The following is a 16,951-nucleotide window of genomic DNA, read 5'->3' on the forward strand; positions in this document are numbered from 1 at the left end:
CTCGATCAGAACCCGCATCAGATGTACGGGACCCCCTCTACGAGCTCTCCCTGGACCAGATACCCTTTCCTCGCGTGCTCAGCACATCGGTCAGCGTAGTAGGTCGTGATCGGGAGCCGGACGCTTCGCCCGGCGCTGCCGACGTGAACCTCACTCAGCCAGTACACCTGCTCGAGCAGCGTCAACATCGAGGTATCTCCTGCACGGCGGACGACGTGGAGTGTTCGGGGTGTTCCCAATCCGTGGTCATCGGTGAACTCTGGCGCGCCTGTCGTCGCCACAAACCCGTGGTCGTCGGTCGAACTGACGAACAGTCGCCCCTTTTGTTCGATTCTGAACTCGTCGTTTCGTTTGGTCGCGATCCTCGGGGCTCCGCTCTTGCGGATATCGAGGATGTCCATCTCGATCCCCGCGTCGGCGAATGGCTCTCGAATGGCTGCCTCGTCTTCGAACAGTCGGCCATCCCGGTGGACGATCACGTGCGATGGTGACTCCCCTTCTCGTCGGACGAATTCTCGCTGAACGTCTTTGATCACGTCACGGATCGCACTTTCGTCGAACGTTTCGCCCGACTGCAGCCGCTGTGTCTTCGAAACGAAGACTGTGCCGTCAGCCAAGACGACGTTCGCGCTTGCACCGAGGTGTTGCCCTGTATCGGGATCGCGCGTCGCGTCGAGTCCGATGAAGCAATCTGGATCCCCCGGCATCTCATCGATACACCACGGGATCCCACCAGCACCGGCGATCAGTCCCAATGCCGTGTTCTGATTCACCCATTGGTTGTCGAGGTTATCGGTCGTCACCATCTGGGACGGCACACCGTCACCACCGAGCCCCTTCTTGAATTCCGGGTACGGATCGTCGATCAGGCCGTCCCGGATGAACTCATTGCTGGCTTCTGGGACAACGGCTAAGACGATGTCTGCATCCACATCCGCGAGCGGTTCGGTGTAGCCGAGTGACGGCCCGAGTTCGTACGTCGTAACCGTTGTACTGGTCGGAGAAGCACCCATCCGGTCAAGTGTACTCGCGAGCCCCCCGAGGAAGCGCCGAGACTCGGACTCGAACCGTTCCGGGATGAAGTACTGGACGTCGAACGAGTCGGGCGTCCGGAGTACTCCTCTGTTAAGTCCGTTCTTGGGGAGCGTAGCGACGTGGTCATCCGAAAATCGGAGGTTATCGTCACGGTCCACTTCGTGTGAGAAGTACGCGAGGCTCGGGCCTGTTGGAGCGGGGTCGACCTCGACACCGATATCAGGGACTGTATCGAGATCGGCGATAAACTCGATCGCGTCTCTAAACCGTTCGTCGGGTTGGGCCTTCGCAGAGCGATCCCACTCACGGTGGAACGCAGGAGCGACTCGTTTGACTACCTCCTTGCGTGGTGATACTCGGAGTAGGTTCGGTACGTGAACACTCGGATCGTCTTTGGTCGGATACATTACGTCGACCAGACGTGGGTTCTCCTCACGAAGATCCCCGAGAACGTCTTCTGGAACGCGGTCGTTCTCCTCGTACCACGTTGCAAGCGACTGCCCGCCGAAGTCACTCAGCGGGTCGGTGAACCGCTCATCTCGTACACTGTGTAGCCGGCCGCTTCCGCCGACATTGTACCGCTCGCGGTCGTGCTCGATTCTTGTTCCGACCAATTCGGATAGGTCTGAGCCGGTCGCAGTGGCGTAGACATCTGCTGTGACGCGACTCCGTGCACGGAGTTTAGTCTCGACGCCAACGAACGCGGCACCTTCACTCGTCACGTGCACGCGACACTCGAACGCACGATACGCCTCAACGAGCCCTTCTTCATCGGTCAGCTCGGGGGTACGACGCCGAATGTCGTTGATACGGTCGGCTCGGTACGATGCTTCGTCGACTGCCTCCTTCAGCAGATGCTGGAGAAGGCGGACAATGTTCCTGTTGTCCGTCTCATTTGAAGCGGAGAGAGTGCGGGCATCTACCTCGGAGAAGCTGAAAGGGTGAGGCAGAATGTCTTCTAGGCGACGTGTCGAGAGAACAGTCATTGGACCAGCGTGTGTGACACCACCGCCGAACCGTCGCCGGAGGAACGCCGTGAGGCTGTACGTCTGGTCCATCGCAGATCTCTCGAAGGTACCGTTGGCTTCGATCGTGTACTCGTAGACGTCGACCGTCTCGAAATCGCCCTCCAACTCGAATAGCGTAAGATACGGCTGTCCGTCCTCAACTGAAGCGATGATATCACCGACAGACGACTCGGATGCCAATTCCGGCGGCTCGATGGGGGTTGCCTGAAGAGATGAAGAACCGTTCAGGCTCTTCTGTTCGTTGTGTACGTTACCTCGGGCGTGCTCGAGTTGGTACCACTGACCAGGCCGCCATTCGAAGTCAGTGAGGGCGTTGTCCACCCAGATCGCCAGCGAAAACTCGTTCCCCACAACATCGCGCACAAGAATTCGACGCGCCATCCGCTCTGGTCCTGCATCGAGTTCCCGGACGACCTGTACGGACAGGTCGATGAGAGAACCATCCTCGATGTCGGATTGATCTGTCATCGTCGCTAGCTCAGGCGGGAGTGATAAATCACTTTCGGAGAAAACAATTCGATGTGTATTATTATGCTAGCCAGTTTCCCTCGATGAGACCACAACATCGACCAGGCTAAACACCCCACTGAGTTGTCGAAATCCGGGTTAACGACTGAAAATGCGAGAGAACCATCCTTCGGACCCCTCAGACTCGCTCGAGTTGCCTCCAGAGGAGGTCATCGAAACCTCGTCGCTACTGGATACCTCGGAGGGGTTATCGAGAAGTTCCTCGACGGTGTATCCAGCCCATGCAGCGAACTCTTCGGGTGCCCCGATGTACACACTCCGGCCGGACTTGTCCGACATAAATCGCTTGTCGAGACGCTTCTCGTAGTCGTACACTTCGTGGTCTTCACGGTCGAAGTTCGCGGTGATCGCTCCTGGTTCCGACTCGAACGTGACTCGACCCCCGCGAATATCACGCTTCCATTTCAACCGACCAGTGTCGTATTGTTTCTCGGCAGGCTTCTCACCGGGGAAATAGTCGGGTTTCTCTCTGTCTGCAATCTCGTAGAAATCGTTGAAGATCCTGCGCACGTCTTCGATCGTTCCCTTCCCCGAGTTCCACGGCTTTTCAGTCAGCATCCTCCGGGCGACGTAACTGAAGATCGGATTCCGCTGTTCCAGTACCTCACTGAGGTCATCTTGTGCGTCGTGGAAGCCTGGGTCCTCGGGGTTCGAAGGGAACGAGACGTCCATACTCAGGATCTTCATCCGGTTCCGGAACTCCGACTTGGGAAGCTTGTCGTTCGTCGTGAAGATCAAACATGGCTGATCCACACTGGTTGGCGTCCAATCTCCCCAGTAATTCCGGATGGGGCTCCATCGTTGGATCTTCTCTTTCTCTGCGTCGATGATCGCGTACGGGAAACAGGTGTCCCACTCACGGATTCCACGGATTTCCTTTACTCCGACTTCGTCCGCATCGACGCCCGAAATGACCGTATTGTCAGAGACGAGGCGGAGAATATACTCAGTCAGTTTGTCCTTCCCAGCGTCACTCTTCCCTTCGATGTAGAGATGCTGGAGTACATTGTCCAGCGTTCTCGAAGGCGAGGAGAGCGCTTTGGCGTACTGATTCGCGAATGGGGCCCAGAACCCGTAGAGAAATGCTTCGTACATCTGAGCCATCACAGCAGTCTCCGTCTGCGTGTGTCCGTGGTTTTCGACGGTCTCGATATACGCCTCGATAGTAGACAGACAGTGATCGAGTATCTCTGGAGTCGCATCCTCAGTCGCAACGAGAATCATATCCTCCTCGTCGCCGATAACTAGCTGTTCAGTCTCGGGGAGGACCTTCATCACGGGAATCTTGGTCGACTCCTGTACCTGATTGTTGTATGCGCTCAACGGGGCTGTGATACTGTGATCTTCGACAGTCGCCCCGCGATTTCGAAGTGCTCCACCGAGATCGTCAGCGACGTCTTTGTCGACGACACTCGTTCCCATCCGGATTTTTTCGTCTGGCGCACGGACGCGAGGCCGATCGAGCGTCTCTGTCAACCCTGTCTCATGGTCTGACTCCACCAAGCCAATGTCCGGATCAGAAGACGTGGATCCGTCAGAGTCACCACTCTCCTGGTCGGGTGCGATTACATTCCGATCGGCGTTATCGGGCTCCTCAATGAATGCAACCGTCTCGTCTGCCATCTCCGGATCTTCTACGACTGCGGTGATGTTGTTCGCGACGGCCATCACATCGCCGGTTGCGTCTTGGTTCATCGCGGCAATGTCGCTCACATCAAGCTCGCCTGCTCCGACCCAGTACTCGATTCGTTCCTCTCGCTCCTCAGCGGAATCAGCACTCTCTAGTGCTTCAACGAGACCATCGAGGAGCGTTCTACTACTGTAGGTATCCCGGTATTCGTCGATGAACCGCTCAAACTCCTCATCAAGTTGGGACCCGAGAGTCGTAGTGAATACGGAGATCTGGTTGGTGTGGTATTCCCACGAATTTCGAGAGAGGTTTGCCGAGCCGTGGACCAACTTCACCGTCTCGTCAGGCATAACGATTCGATAGATCTTCGAGTGGACAGTCTTCTGATTCTTTAATCGGATTGTGAGCCTCCCTTCCTGTCGCAATTCGACGAGGGACCGTGCCGTCGAAACCTCATTGACCCGGTCAGCGTAATCCTCAGAGTTCCCAATTAACACATCGAGCGAGTCGATGCCGTAGTCGGTCAACATCGTGACCATCAATTCCGGGGTCTCTGCGTACGTTACAGCGTCTACGTGCTGAGCACCTTCGAAGAGATCGAGGAAATCATCCCGATCTTTGACCATCGCGAGCCGATATTTTGCTGCTCCTGACCCGTAGAAATCCGGCATGTCGACGAACCGCTCGAACGAGATGTTCGCCGTCAGCTCATCCATACGGTCCAGCAGTATTCCACATTAATAAGTATTTTCTAGGCCAAGATCAGATCGTAACTAGTCTATGGACTAGATGCCTGTGACCTATTTTATGACACAGTACGAACGGGGTTGTATGACTGGAGGTGAATCGATTTCCGAGGGCCCGATGAAACGCCAACCCACGGGTGAAGACCGGGTGCGGATGGTCGCCCAACAGGTTTCAGAGCCGCGGACAGCAAACTGGATCGCCTCCGAAGCAGAGTGGTCACACGGGCCTACCAAGCGCGTCCTCGAACATCTCGTCGACGACGGCATCCTCCACCGTGACGACACCGGGGCCACACGACATACTTTCCAGATTATCGTCGTCAAGCACTCACGGAGGCCATACGCCTTCGGGACAGCGACCACACCGTCGAAGACCTTACCGAACGGCTCACCGAGATGAACGCTCAGATCCGAGGATGGAAGGACGAGTTCGCAGTCGAGTCACTGAACCAACTTCGCGAGACGATCGCTGACCAGGTACTCGACGTCACCGAAGAGGATCGTCGCCGAGAGCTCGCGCGTGAGTGGGAACAGCTTCAACGGCGAATCGAAATTGTGGGTTTTGCCATCCGAGAGTGGGACTTTCTAGCCCCAGCGACCGAACGTGGTGAGGCCCGGAGGTGACGGACCTCGTTCTCCGCACGTCCGTCGCTGGCAGATAAATATTTAAGCAGATTCCGAATCACGTATAATGTTTTTATAGTAGTGGTCCGTGGTACGGCACATGAACCGCGAGGCGGATAGTACGAATTCGTCTGGGGCAGCTATTTCTCTTTCAATACCCCCTTCAGATCCGACTTTATTCAAACATAAGGCGACGAGCGACGTCCTTCTCTTTTTAACAAACCACCGATTCAGTGACTTCTCACTGCGAGAACTCGCGACACAGATCGGTCACTCACATCAGTCCGTCCGACGGGCAGTAAACGTTCTCAGCGCGAACGACTTGGTCGTCGAATCGCCCGAAAGCAACCAGCGACTCGTCCAGATCAACAGACAGCGCCTATCGATTCCAGACGATCCGATCCTCCGGGTCCCCCAACCAGAGTACCATCAACCCGTCAAAGCTGCGGTTACGGAGCTTCGTGAGAACATCAACGACATCGTCGGCATCATTCTCTATGGGAGTGTGGCTCGGGGCGAGGCTGATCGGCGGAGCGATATCGATTTATGGGTGCTAACTCGGTCTGGGCGGGCCGAAAGCCAACGAGAAGCGAACGTCATTGCCCGTGACCTCGAAGATACGGAGTTCGATGGTGACCGATACGCCTACGATATCGATGTCGAGGCCGTCCAGGCGATCCCGGCGTACACCGAAGACATACGAGAGATCGTCGTATCAGGGATTCCGGTCTACAAGACGAATGACTTCGAAACCGTCGAGAACCTCCTCTTGGAGGAAGGAGCCACTGATGAGTAACGGCTCGGACCCGACCGCTGTGCTCACAGCACTCGACCGTGCACAGGATGCCTTCGAGATGGTCGGACGCGGTCGAACAGCGTTCGAGGACGGGATTAGTGCCGACGAAGACTGGAAGACACAGCTGACGAAAGCGTGCCGCCTCCTCGAGGTCGTTGACATTCTCCAGTCACAGGATGGGTACTACACGGCCGTCATCGAGGTCTGTTTCGGCGCGATCGAACGGTCGATCGAGGCGTACGCGCTCTCGATGACGAACGATACGCTTCAGGACTTTCAAGACCACCAGTTCAGCTACGAGCGTGCCCACCAGATCGGGCTGTTTGAGCGAGAGACTGCAGAGGCGATGAAGGACCTCTACAGCGAGAACCGGACAGAGAGTTATTACGGCGGGGGGCGTCCAACCGAAGAGCAGGCAGAAGCAATGACTGACCTCGCCGGCGCTGTCCATCAGTTCGCAGTGAGCCAGATCCGGGAAGGCGGCGTCTGTCTGTGTGACTGACTACGTTCAACAGTTCAGGAGAGCACTATATCGACCGCCACGGCGTCGCCGGGCTCGCGACAGCGCTCACCTACGCCGTCGCTCGGGAGCGTGGGGAAGTGACCCACCGGCTGATGGCGGAGGACCTCGACATCTCGCCGCTGGCGGCAGAGATGATCCTCCAGGCGCCCCGGCCCGTAGTGCACGAGCACTACGACATAGAGGAGGCAGGGGCAGGACTCGACGAGTTGGACATCAACGACGGCGACGCAGCTGACGACGCGTGAGCCGGCTCCACATCGCCGACACCGGCCTTTTCGTCGCGATGGGGCAGCCGTCGAACAGCCGGTACCAGGCCGTTCGGCGGTTCGCTCGCCGGAACGACGTCACCTTCGTCCTTCCCGAACGGGTGTACGAGGAGCTAACAATCGAAGACACCGACGTCGAGGAAGTGCCGATTGACACCGCGATCGACGAGGGCTGGGCGACGGTTGCGGCGCCGCTCGAGTTCTCCGATTCGGTTCGCGACCAGGCGTGTCAGCTCTTCCGGAGCGCCCAGACCGAGGATCTGCATCGTGGCAGATCCATCGAGGCCATCGCCGCGGCCAGCGTTTACGGAGCCTGCCGGTGCAACGGCCGCTCGCGGTTGGTGGATGACGTCAGCGAGATGGCCCGCGTCGCGGAGTCACGGGTCACGAACGCGTACAAAACGCTGAACGAAGAGCTGGGCCTCCCCGCTGAGCCCGTCTCCCCCAGCATGTTCGTGCCGCGACTCGCCTCGGACCTCGAGTGTCCGGACGAGATCCGACAGCGGGCCCGAACCCTCGCGGAGGAGGCCGAGGAGCGCGGCGTCACGACGGGCGTCCATCCGGCTGGATTCGCAGCGGCCTGCCTCTACAATGCCGGGCAAGAACAGGAGCAGTGGGTGACGCAAAGCGACGTCGCGGAGACAAGGAACGTCACGCCAACGACTGTCCGGACGCACCACGAGACGTTAGAGGAGCAGATAGCCTGACAACGCTGCTGCACAAGCATCGCCGGTGTATAGTTTTCTCAGGAAATTATTTGTTCATAGTGCGCATAGCACCCAGTATGACCGAAACGTGGGAGGACGTCAACGAGCAAGTCAAGGCGGACTGGAAAAAGGAGACCACGCCGTTCGAGCGGGTGTACGAAATCGTCGAACAGACCCACGACGGGCTGTCGGCGAGCGAAATCGCCGACCGTGCCCTTGTGAGCGAGCCGACGGCACGTCGCCACTGCAAGACCCTCGTGAACACCGGGTTCGCCGAGACGGAACAGGACGGCCAAACAACGCTGTACAAGCGCAACAGCGACCGGATCTTGATGTCCCGGATCCGCGAGCTCCGGGAGGAAGTCGATCGGCCGGAGTTACTCGACAGCATCCAGGAGATGAAAACCGAAATCCGGCGCTACGAGGACCGCTACGACGTAGTCTCACCGGAAGACCTCGCCCAGCTACTCGACGCCGACGAGACGGAGGGCTGGGACGATCTCACGGCATGGCGCACGACGCGGCAGAATCTCGCCGTTGCCCAAGCCGCACTCGCCTACGACGAGGCCAGCCACCAGTTCGCGGTATGAACGGCGACGACCGCGCCGGCGAGTTCGGGCCGATCTACCTTCCGGCGCTCCAGCGGATTCGTGACCTGTGGCTCGAACTTGAGCCGTTAGTCGACGAAACAGCGTACGACGACGTCGTCGCCCCCACGGAACTGCAGATCAGTCTCAGCGATGGGTTGGGCGATGTCGAGAGCGCCCGGCTCGATATCCAGTGGAGTGAACTGGGGATGTATTCGTTCCACTACGTCGATAGTGACGACGTCAATTGGCGCTTCGATCGCCACCCGAACACACACTCACCCGATATTCATTTCCACCCTCCGCCCGAGGCCGCGACAACGGAGGCCGAACCGTCCTGTGTCGACGTAACCGAGGTTTCACTCGTGACGCGTGCCGTCCATGCGATGTGGCGAGCAGCGTACGAAAACGACGACCTCGACCATCTGAATAGCGTATCAAACCCGCCATGAGACGGGATTAGCGGATGACACGGTCAGCCACGTCCATCATCTGCTCACGAGCGACTTCAACATCCGAGTAGAGCGCCAATGCGTGCTTGATGAGGCGGCGGTCTTCCAGATTCCCCTCCCACCGCGTGATCACGTCACGGCGTTCGTGAAGTTCGTCACTTACAAGATCACCGTCGGCGAGCGACTGTTCGAGCTCCTCCCACGTCTCGACGTCGTAGGTCGCCTGCCACGCCTCGTTCTCCTCGGTAATCGCGGCCAGTTCGTTGCGCAGCTCCTCGCGCGTGTTCTCCTCGATGAGCGTCCGGATCTCTTCGAAGAGCAGGCGCGTGTAGTCAGGCTGGTAACGTGTCGTCTCGCCGGCCTCGACGCGTCGCAGCTGGCCCTGGTCGACGAGGTCCTGGAGCTCGTCGTTGGTCGTGCTCCAGGCGGCGTCGGCCTGCTCGCTGATCCAGTTAACCGACCGGGGTTCACGAAGCGTCTCGGCGACGGCTCGAATACGGTCGCGGGCGCTCATCAACTCAGTCCACGACTGGAGGCCATTCCGTGGGGATTCCGACATGCATGGCACCTCTTGCAACAGGGTTCGTGCCGCACTCCCATATGTTTGTACTCTCTCGCATAATCGAGAGTCTGTTACGGGCAGAGGCGTCCGGACATTGAAATGCGAAACCGACAGAAGTGTTGAGCCAACCGATGCACGACAGATATTCTGACTTTGCGGAACTACGGCCGACCGGCGAGGCATCCCACATCCCGGACACGATGCTGGACGACCGGTGTGAGAGTGACCTCCTGGCGGCAACGCGTCGCGACGAACACTGGTGGCGACTCTGATGCGCCGACGACAGTCTCGTAACGAGTCTTTCTGCGCAGGCGAGTGGTGAGGCGCTTCCGATGAATCAGCAAGTCGAAAAAGGCTACCGGATGCATTGTGTGCTCAGCAATCTCAACCGGCTTGATGTCGACCAGTTGGACGACGCGGATCGAGAGCGAGTCGAGACTGCAAGAGACCTCCTAGAAGAAGTGAGCCTACTCACGCGACCAGAAGACGGGAGCGGACCAGACGCCCCAACAGACGACTGATCGTCATCGCCGTCGACGCCAAGGTCACTTCCAGTGTCGGTTTATCGCCCCCAAGAGGGGTGCGGGGCTTCCCGCGAGTCCAGACATGGCGACACTACAAGCTGCGACGACGTCAACCGGCGCGATCGTATCGGACCCACAGGCCGTCCGCCAGCTCTGTGAGAACCACTGCTTCGGAACGCTCAGCTGGGAGGTCACCGACGAAGGCGAACTCACCATCTGGGGATTCGACGATTTCGAAGTGTACGAGGCGCGGGAGAACGGCCTCCCGGACTACGAGGGCGGCATCGTGACCCACGAATTCTTGCAAGAACTCGCCGACCACCTCGAAGCTGACGAGGAACTCGACATCCAGGCAACGGGGTTCACAAAGTGTCGCTTCCCAGTGCTGGCGAAGCGGTACGTCGTTCGCGACGGCGAAGTCCTCCACGCGGACCTCAGGTCCCCGACCCGATCGACGAGTAGCGTTGTTCGTCCCCCGGGAGGGGTGCGGGGCGATCCAGTCGCGGTCGCCCCGTGAGGTGATTGTTCAATGGGACACCGCGCACTCGTTGCGTATGAACGCACAGACGGACAGTACACGCTCCACTACAGCCATTGGGGCGCAGCGAACCTCAAGCTCAAGCGCCGAATTTCGGCTGAGTCGCCATTCGGTGGCGACGACACGACACCAAGTGGGTGAAACAGCTGCTGGCGGAACTGGCCGATGGCCTCGAGGCAGATGCGGTCGACGGCTACCTCGCTGACGAGGATCGACCGCCGACGGTCGTCGAGCCGAAGCCCCGTGCCACCGGGCTCACCCTCGACGAGATCGTCGCTGACCACCTCGACTACCTCCACCACGAGGCGTTCTTCGTGGTGTCGTCGACGTTCGAGGTGACCGCCTATCGGACGCTGTGGTTCGGCGTCCAGTACGACTCGGAGACGGTCGATCAGGGAGATATAGTCGGGAACGGCGCGCTTGCGACGGTGCGCTGGTACGACGGCGAGCCGGTCGGCGATGGCCCCTGCAGGGACAGTTCGCGGCCCTCAAAGACGTCGTCGGCGATATGCTCGACAAGGGCGTCTTCACGCCGTCGACGGCGAGACAGTACCTGAAACGGAAGCTGGCCGAGCGAGTCGGAGACCGACAGGAGCTGCTCATCCTGACCGGAGAATCACCCTTTGAGAAGGCGAGCCTCAACCACTCCTAGTTGGATCTGCTACGTGGCAACTGCTGTTTTTCAGGGGTCGGAATGGGTGAGCCACGCCATAGGCTCGTGATTCGATGACCTCAGAGGACGACCCGTTTCACGACTGCGAGTTGGATCCCGAGGCGATCCTCGGAACACACACCTTCGAAGACGTCCTGTTCACCGACGACACGGAAACTCCGGTGAACGTGCTGACCGGCGAGACACCGGCACATTCGCAAGCAACCGTCGAGGAAGCGAAGGAGTTCGCTGCGAGTATCGACACGGAGACGCCCCAAATCGCGCTCCCCGCATCCGTCGAGTCGCAGGTCGAAACACAGAGCAAGCCCTACACGGCGGCCGCGTTCTTCCACTTCAAGGCGACAGGCTCGTTCGAACGCCACCGTGCTTACCACGCCGCCTACGAGTCGGACGCGTTCGCGGTTGACTTCGAGGCAGACTACGAATCGGGCGACCTGACCATCACTGTCGAACGAGCGGACGAATCCTGAGAATCAGCCGTCACGAGGAGAGTTTTTCGAGCGCCGGCGATGAGTGCCGGCGCAGCTGGAGCGAGCAACGACACCCAGTGCGTCGGCGTTTCGAGGTGTTTGAGATGCATTTGGTGATTTACGCCCTGGTAGAGGCATCGACGCACGACGACGCGCTGGCCACCGGAAAGTCGGTGTTCGACCGCCTGGTCGGCGCGGACCCACACGCCGGCGCCGTCTTCGACTATTTTGTGACCTTCGACGAGGAGGACACGTCCGTTGCGGGGAAAGAACGATGGGGAGAGTTGCCGACTGCAGCCCCCGTCGACTCTGATGACGGCGAAGACCTGCTCGAGCGTGGTAGGGAGGCGACGAAGGAGGAATTCGAGCGGAATCTCGAACGGGTGAAGGAGGCCATCGACGAGCTCTCCGACGAGGAGATCATGCACGACGAGGACCTCGCCCGGCACGCCTTCCACCAGGTCGGTGCGTACGACGGCCCGACGATCTTCCTGTACACCGAACACGGGACCGGCATTCGCCACCGTGGACAGCTGGACCGACTCCTCGAGGAGAGTGAGGAGCTCTGGATCGTTCCCGCTGACGTCCACTTCTGAACAATGCCCCGCATCACCAACTGGCGACGCGAGAGCCGCTCGCCGACGCTTGCGTATCGGAACACCGAGACCGGTGCGCGAGCCGTGCTGCATCGTGCGCCGGACTCCTACCGGTACAAGTGGCGCGGGGTGATTCTCGTCGACGGCTACCCGGTCTGGTCGCGGGGATACGAGACGAAGGATGCGACATCGTTCCGTGACGAGCTCCGGGAGCGGCCCGCACCGGACCTCAACTGCCCGGAGTGTCCGAACGACGACGTTCGCGTCGGCGAGAAGGCGGCAGACGGGGCGAAAGTCCAGCGGTGGTACGACTGGCTCGCTGGTGTCGTCCGACCCGGAACTACCCATAACGGCGTCTTTGATGTCCTGCTCGATGCTGTTCAGTATCGGACGCATCGGCCCAACCACGTTCTCGAACAGCTGTAACCGCCCCTCCAGTTCCTCGTCCAAGATTCACTTCGACAGGAGGTCCTGTAGACGTTGATCCAGCATAGCGAGTAGTCGATCCACAGCGTCGTCCGTTCCAGCGACCCGCGCGATACGACACTCTCCGTCGGTGAACACCAGCCGAACGACGACGTCCCGAGTCGGATCAGCGGTCTGTAGCCCCGCAGCGTACGCGACCATCTGCGGCCGGTGATGCTCCATTCGCGCCTCGACGGCCGCGTCGACGTCTCCGGTGTCGATCCGGTCGGTCTTGTAGTCGAACACGTGGTACGTGTCGTCTGTAACGGCGACGTGGTCGATCTCCCCGCCGAGGTCGACACGGTCGACGCCGACGGGCCCGCCGTCGACCTCGACATCGAGTCGGAACTCGTCGTAGCGAGCGCGGACCTCCCCGTCGACCGACTCAAGCGCATCATCGATACGCGCCCGCGCCCGGTCGGCGGTCCGCGCCGCGGTATCGATCGCGTCGTCGACGCCGTTTCCCTCGATAGATACCGTCTCGTCGTGTTCCGCGAGGACCTCGCGTCCGAACTCGTGTAGACGATTGTCCGGGGGCCGTACCTCACACAGCCGGTGGAGGAGTTCGCCGTAGGCAGTCGGCGGGAGTCCACCCGGGGTGGAGGTCGCTGCCGACTCGCTGTCGCCGCCCGTCCGTTGGTCGCTAGCGTCCGTGTCGACCGCGACGATCCGGTTGCCGTGTCGCTCCAGCACCTTCTCCCCCTGTTCGAGCGCCGTGCACGTGCTCGGTGACAATTCCAACACCGTCGGGCCATCAACGGTGACACCGTCGACGAACTCGTCGAGTCCCAACTCGACGGTCGTCTCTGAGGGCTCGTACGACACCGTGGCGGGCGGGAGTCGAACCGCGATCCGTCCGGCCTCGGCCGCGCCGGCGCGCTCGTACGGGAGCACGCGCTCGTACATGCCATCGGTGCGAAGGCCATCGACGACTGTCGCGGCGTCGTCGTCTCCGGGACAGCCGACACCGTCGAACACCACCGCCTGCACCCAGTCGCGCCACGTCGTCGCGTTCTCGGGGTCGGGGGCTTCGAGCCCGGCGGGGTACTCGTCGCTGCCGCCCGTGTGCTGTCCCGAGAGGATCAGGTGGTCCCGCGCCCTCGTGGCCGCGACGTACAACAAGCGCTTCTGTTCGGCGCGTTCCTCGGCGCGCCGGCGTTCGCGTGCCACCTCGCGGGCGACCGTGCTCGTGTCGGTGTACGGGTCGGCCGGGTCGGGGCCGGCGATCCCGAACAGCGGCACGCGGCCGCCGTCCCCGTCGCCGACGCGTTCGAACTCGACGGAGCCGGCGAGCCGTGGCCCGCTCGCCGCCTGGAAGTCCCGACCGAGCTTGGGGACGACGACGACCTCGTACTCCATCCCCTTCGACTCGTGGATGGTGAGGAGGTTGACGCCGCCGCCACCGCCGTCGCCGTGGTCGAACTGGACGACGTTCGCCTCCGCGTCGCGGGCGTCGCTGTCGGCTCGGCGCTCGATCCGGTCGAGCACCTCCGCGAGGCTGTGGACGCCGTCCTCGCTGAACGCTCGCAGCCGCGACCGGAACTCGTCGACGTTGGCGACCGCCTTCTCGCCGCGTTCGTCCGTTCCGACCGTCGCGAGAAAGCCCGTCTCGTCCAGTACACGGGTGAGGAGGGCGCTCCACGTCGCGACGCGATCGTACTCCTCGGACTCGCTCGCGCCGGCGTACCCACGGAACCGCCGGAGGTCTGCGGCGATGGCCACCCATTCCTCGTGGTCGGCTGCCTGCAACGCGCTCCACAGCGACCCGTCGGAATCACGGGTGGCTGCAAGCCGTGCGAGCGCGTCGTCGGTCCGCCCGAACATCGGCGACCGGAGCAGCCCGTACAGCGCGCGGTCGTTCGTCGGGTCGACCAGCACTCTGAGGAGGTTCACGAGCGTCGTGACCTCCGGCGAGTCGAACAACCCGGCACCCTTGATCACCGTGTAGGGTACGTCGAGGTCGCGCAGTTCTCGTTCGTACTGGTCGAGCCCGCCGCGCGAACTCAACAGGATCGCCACGTCGTCCGGTTCGAGGGTGCGGATCCGCTCGACAGGGACGTCCTCGTCGCCGTGCGCGAGACGCTCGTACTCCGGGTGGTCGTCGTCGACGGCTTCGAACACCGCGGTCCCGTCGCTCAACAGCGTCGCAACGCGGGTCGCGACCGCCTTCGCCTCCAAGGCGTTCCCGTCTTCACGCCGCTCCTCGCGGAGGTGGTGGCCGTCACCCAGTAGGTCGGCCTGCTGGGCAGCGTCGACGGGGACCGGCATGTACTCGACCGTCGGATCGACGCGGTCGCCGTCGCCGGTCGTCGACCGCCGGGCACTCGCGAGCGGCTCGCTCGCCGCCTCGAAGGCCGCCACCGACCCGTCGTCGTCCGTCGCGGCCCACTCGTGTGTGGGGTCGCTCGCCGCGGCGCCGGCCTGCGGGAACACGCGGTCGAACAGTCCGTTGATCGCGTGTAGCGGTTCGGGGAGCGTCCGGAAGTTGGTCGTCAGCGGCGGCTGGTCGGCGGCGACGCCGGCACGCTCGTTCGCGGCCGCGAGCGCGGCGTCGGCGTCACCGAAGACGGACACGTCGGCGCCGCGGAAGCGGTAGATGCTCTGTTTGTCGTCGCCGACGACGAACAGGTTCGTCGTGTCGACTGCGTCGGGGTCGGGCGCCGCGAGCGCGCGGACGACCCGCCACTGGTCGGCGTTGGTGTCTTGGAACTCGTCGACCATCACGTAGCCGTCGGGGCCGTCGGGCGCACCCGCAGCGAAGAAGCCGAACTCGCGGCGGGCGTCGGCGTCGAGCTGTCCGAGGAAGTGGTTCGCCAACGCGATCAGGTCGCCGAAGTCGACGACGTTGTCCCGGTGTTTGGCCGCCGCGTAGCGTTCGAACGCCGCGGTCGCGACGGTCGCGAACGCGTCGACGTACTCGTAGGAGGCGCGTTCGGCCTCGAGATCCACGGACGTGGTCGCCCACTCGTCGGGGACCGCCGTCGCGATCGCCCACACCGCGTCGTACAGGCGGTGTTCGTCGGAGTCGGACGGCCCGTCGATGTCGTAGGCGCTCGGGAACAGCCAGCCGTCGTTGTACAGGTCGCCGTCGCCGGTCCTGACCGCGCCGGCGACGCCGTAGCACACCGCGAGCTGGTCGGCGAGCGACGCCGCCTCGAAGGCCGCCCGGGAGTCGATGCCTGTCGACTCTAGGACGTCGACGAGCGGGCCGACCACGGTGTTCGTCGGGCGACCGGCGGCCTCGTCGGCGAGCGCGGTGACGGTTTCGACGGCCCCGGCGATCTCCGACCACACCGCAGCGAGTCGCTCGGGGTCTGCTCGCGTCGCGAGGATCGCGGCCACGTACTCGTCGGCGTGCTCGATGTCGGCCATCCACTCCAGCCACGCGTACGGGTCGGAGCGCGGCGAAGCAGTCAGTAAATCGTAGCAGATGTCCTCGACGGTACCGCGGTCGTAGCGCCGCGCCAGCGTCCGCACGGCGTCGGTTTCCTCCTCACGCAGCGTCGCCGCGGCGGCCTCGCGAGCGAGTTCCTCGGCGTCGTCCTCTTCGACGACGTCGAACCCGACGTCGAGGTCGGCGTAGGTGAGCCCGTACCGCGCGAGCGGGTGGTCGGGAGCGACCTGCGGCGTGTCGAGTCCGCCGATAGCGCGCTCCTCCAAGATGCGTCTGCAGAGACTGTGCAGCGTCTGGACGTACGCGTCGTCGAGCGCGTCGCCGACGGCGCGCCACAGCGCGAACGTCTCCTCGTCGGCGGCCGCCGAGAGCTTCGCGTTGATCTCCTCGCGGACGGTCCCGGTGAGGTCGGCGGCGGCGCGGTCGGTGAACGTCGTCGTCAGGATGTGCTCGGGGATCGACTTCGCGTGCTCGACCGCCTCCTCGCGGGTGTAGGTCCCGTCGGCGAGTCGCTCGCGAACCGTTTCGAGTTCGCGTTCGACGATGGCGATGTACCGCGCCGTGAGCGTGGTCGTCTTCCCGGTCCCCGCGCCGGCGCGCAGCGAGACGTTGCGATCGAGGGCGGTCTTCGCGGCGAGCTGTTCGGGTTCGAGGCGGGAGTCGTCGATCATCGCAGGAACCTGTGCCCCGCGGCTACGAGTGTGGAATGAAGTTGGTCACACCGACCCGTGTCCTCTCTGTCTCGAAGGGAGTGATCCGACCGCTCACACCCAGATCGGGACGTGTCGAATGCGGTAGGCACCTCTA

At 61.9% G+C, this 16,951-nt stretch carries 13 protein-coding genes and 6 pseudogenes; 15 read left to right on the forward strand and 4 right to left on the reverse strand.

Going from position 1 to position 16,951, the window contains the following annotated elements:
* Nucleotides 1–17 precede the first annotated feature (17 nt).
* The gene (locus tag P0R35_RS15555; protein WP_284014871.1) at nt 18–2,531 is read right to left on the reverse strand and encodes a Piwi domain-containing protein; all 2,514 of its coding nucleotides are present in this window, start codon (nt 2,529–2,531) and stop codon (nt 18–20) included.
* Between the two features lie 138 nt (nt 2,532–2,669).
* Nucleotides 2,670–4,937, reverse strand: a complete 2,268-nt coding sequence (locus P0R35_RS15560) for a hypothetical protein (protein ID WP_284014872.1) — start codon at nt 4,935–4,937, stop codon at nt 2,670–2,672.
* Between the two features lie 73 nt (nt 4,938–5,010).
* Here P0R35_RS15560 and P0R35_RS15565 point away from each other — a divergent pair.
* From P0R35_RS15565 to P0R35_RS15595, 8 genes and pseudogenes are all read left to right on the forward strand, one after another.
* Nucleotides 5,011–5,591 (forward strand): annotated as a pseudogene (locus P0R35_RS15565) (DUF7342 family protein).
* 100 nt (nt 5,592–5,691) lie between these two features.
* Nucleotides 5,692–6,387 carry a nucleotidyltransferase domain-containing protein gene (locus P0R35_RS15570; protein ID WP_284014873.1) on the forward strand — a complete coding sequence of 232 codons (696 nt, stop codon included), beginning with the start codon at nt 5,692–5,694 and terminating at the stop codon, nt 6,385–6,387.
* Complete coding sequence (locus P0R35_RS15575) at nt 6,380–6,889, forward strand: DUF8154 family protein (RefSeq protein WP_284014874.1); 510 nt, start codon at nt 6,380–6,382, stop codon at nt 6,887–6,889. Before P0R35_RS15570 ends, P0R35_RS15575 begins: the two co-directional genes overlap by 8 nt.
* A gap of 26 nt (nt 6,890–6,915) precedes the next feature.
* A pseudogene (locus P0R35_RS15580) lies at nt 6,916–7,155 on the forward strand (DUF7437 domain-containing protein); the annotation flags it as partial.
* Nucleotides 7,156–7,193: 38 nt separating this feature from the next.
* Nucleotides 7,194–7,331, forward strand: a pseudogene (locus tag P0R35_RS16865) (PIN domain-containing protein); the annotation flags it as partial.
* Nucleotides 7,332–7,370: 39 nt separating this feature from the next.
* A pseudogene (locus P0R35_RS15585) lies at nt 7,371–7,883 on the forward strand (transcription initiation factor IIB); the annotation flags it as partial.
* A gap of 77 nt (nt 7,884–7,960) precedes the next feature.
* Nucleotides 7,961–8,473 carry a winged helix-turn-helix domain-containing protein gene (locus tag P0R35_RS15590; RefSeq protein ID WP_284014875.1) on the forward strand — a complete coding sequence of 171 codons (513 nt, stop codon included), beginning with the start codon at nt 7,961–7,963 and terminating at the stop codon, nt 8,471–8,473.
* Entirely contained in the window at nt 8,470–8,922 is a 453-nt protein-coding gene (locus P0R35_RS15595) for a toxin-antitoxin system TumE family protein (protein WP_284014876.1), read from the forward strand. Before P0R35_RS15590 ends, P0R35_RS15595 begins: the two co-directional genes overlap by 4 nt.
* Nucleotides 8,923–8,929: 7 nt before the next feature.
* Here the strand turns inward: P0R35_RS15595 and P0R35_RS15600 are convergent, their stop codons facing one another.
* Nucleotides 8,930–9,481: a DUF7342 family protein gene (locus tag P0R35_RS15600; RefSeq protein WP_284014877.1), complete on the reverse strand. Its 552-nt coding sequence runs from the start codon at nt 9,479–9,481 to the stop codon at nt 8,930–8,932.
* A 134-nt stretch (nt 9,482–9,615) separates the two neighbouring features.
* Here P0R35_RS15600 and P0R35_RS16870 point away from each other — a divergent pair.
* The 7 genes and pseudogenes from P0R35_RS16870 to P0R35_RS15630 all read left to right on the forward strand — a co-directional run.
* Nucleotides 9,616–9,766 (forward strand): annotated as a pseudogene (locus P0R35_RS16870) (biosurfactant protein 1); the annotation flags it as partial.
* 50 nt (nt 9,767–9,816) lie between these two features.
* Complete coding sequence (locus tag P0R35_RS15605; protein ID WP_284014878.1) at nt 9,817–10,005, forward strand: DUF8012 family protein; 189 nt, start codon at nt 9,817–9,819, stop codon at nt 10,003–10,005.
* A gap of 85 nt (nt 10,006–10,090) precedes the next feature.
* Entirely contained in the window at nt 10,091–10,525 is a 435-nt protein-coding gene (locus P0R35_RS15610) for a hypothetical protein (RefSeq protein WP_284014879.1), read from the forward strand.
* A gap of 12 nt (nt 10,526–10,537) precedes the next feature.
* Nucleotides 10,538–11,198, forward strand: a pseudogene (locus P0R35_RS15615) (DUF6735 family protein).
* A gap of 74 nt (nt 11,199–11,272) precedes the next feature.
* Entirely contained in the window at nt 11,273–11,689 is a 417-nt protein-coding gene (locus tag P0R35_RS15620) for a DUF8025 family protein (RefSeq protein WP_284014880.1), read from the forward strand.
* A gap of 104 nt (nt 11,690–11,793) precedes the next feature.
* The gene (locus P0R35_RS15625; protein WP_284014888.1) at nt 11,794–12,285 is read left to right on the forward strand and encodes a DUF7995 family protein; all 492 of its coding nucleotides are present in this window, start codon (nt 11,794–11,796) and stop codon (nt 12,283–12,285) included.
* Between the two features lie 3 nt (nt 12,286–12,288).
* On the forward strand, nt 12,289–12,711 hold the full coding sequence (locus tag P0R35_RS15630) for a DUF7568 family protein (RefSeq protein ID WP_284014881.1): 423 nt from the start codon (nt 12,289–12,291) through the stop codon (nt 12,709–12,711).
* A 27-nt stretch (nt 12,712–12,738) separates the two neighbouring features.
* Here the strand turns inward: P0R35_RS15630 and P0R35_RS15635 are convergent, their stop codons facing one another.
* On the reverse strand, nt 12,739–16,815 hold the full coding sequence (locus P0R35_RS15635) for a UvrD-helicase domain-containing protein (RefSeq protein WP_284014882.1): 4,077 nt from the start codon (nt 16,813–16,815) through the stop codon (nt 12,739–12,741).
* Nucleotides 16,816–16,951: the final 136 nt, after the last annotated feature.

The organism is Halobaculum litoreum (assembly GCF_030127125.1).
Classification (GTDB): domain Archaea; phylum Halobacteriota; class Halobacteria; order Halobacteriales; family Haloferacaceae; genus Halobaculum; species Halobaculum litoreum.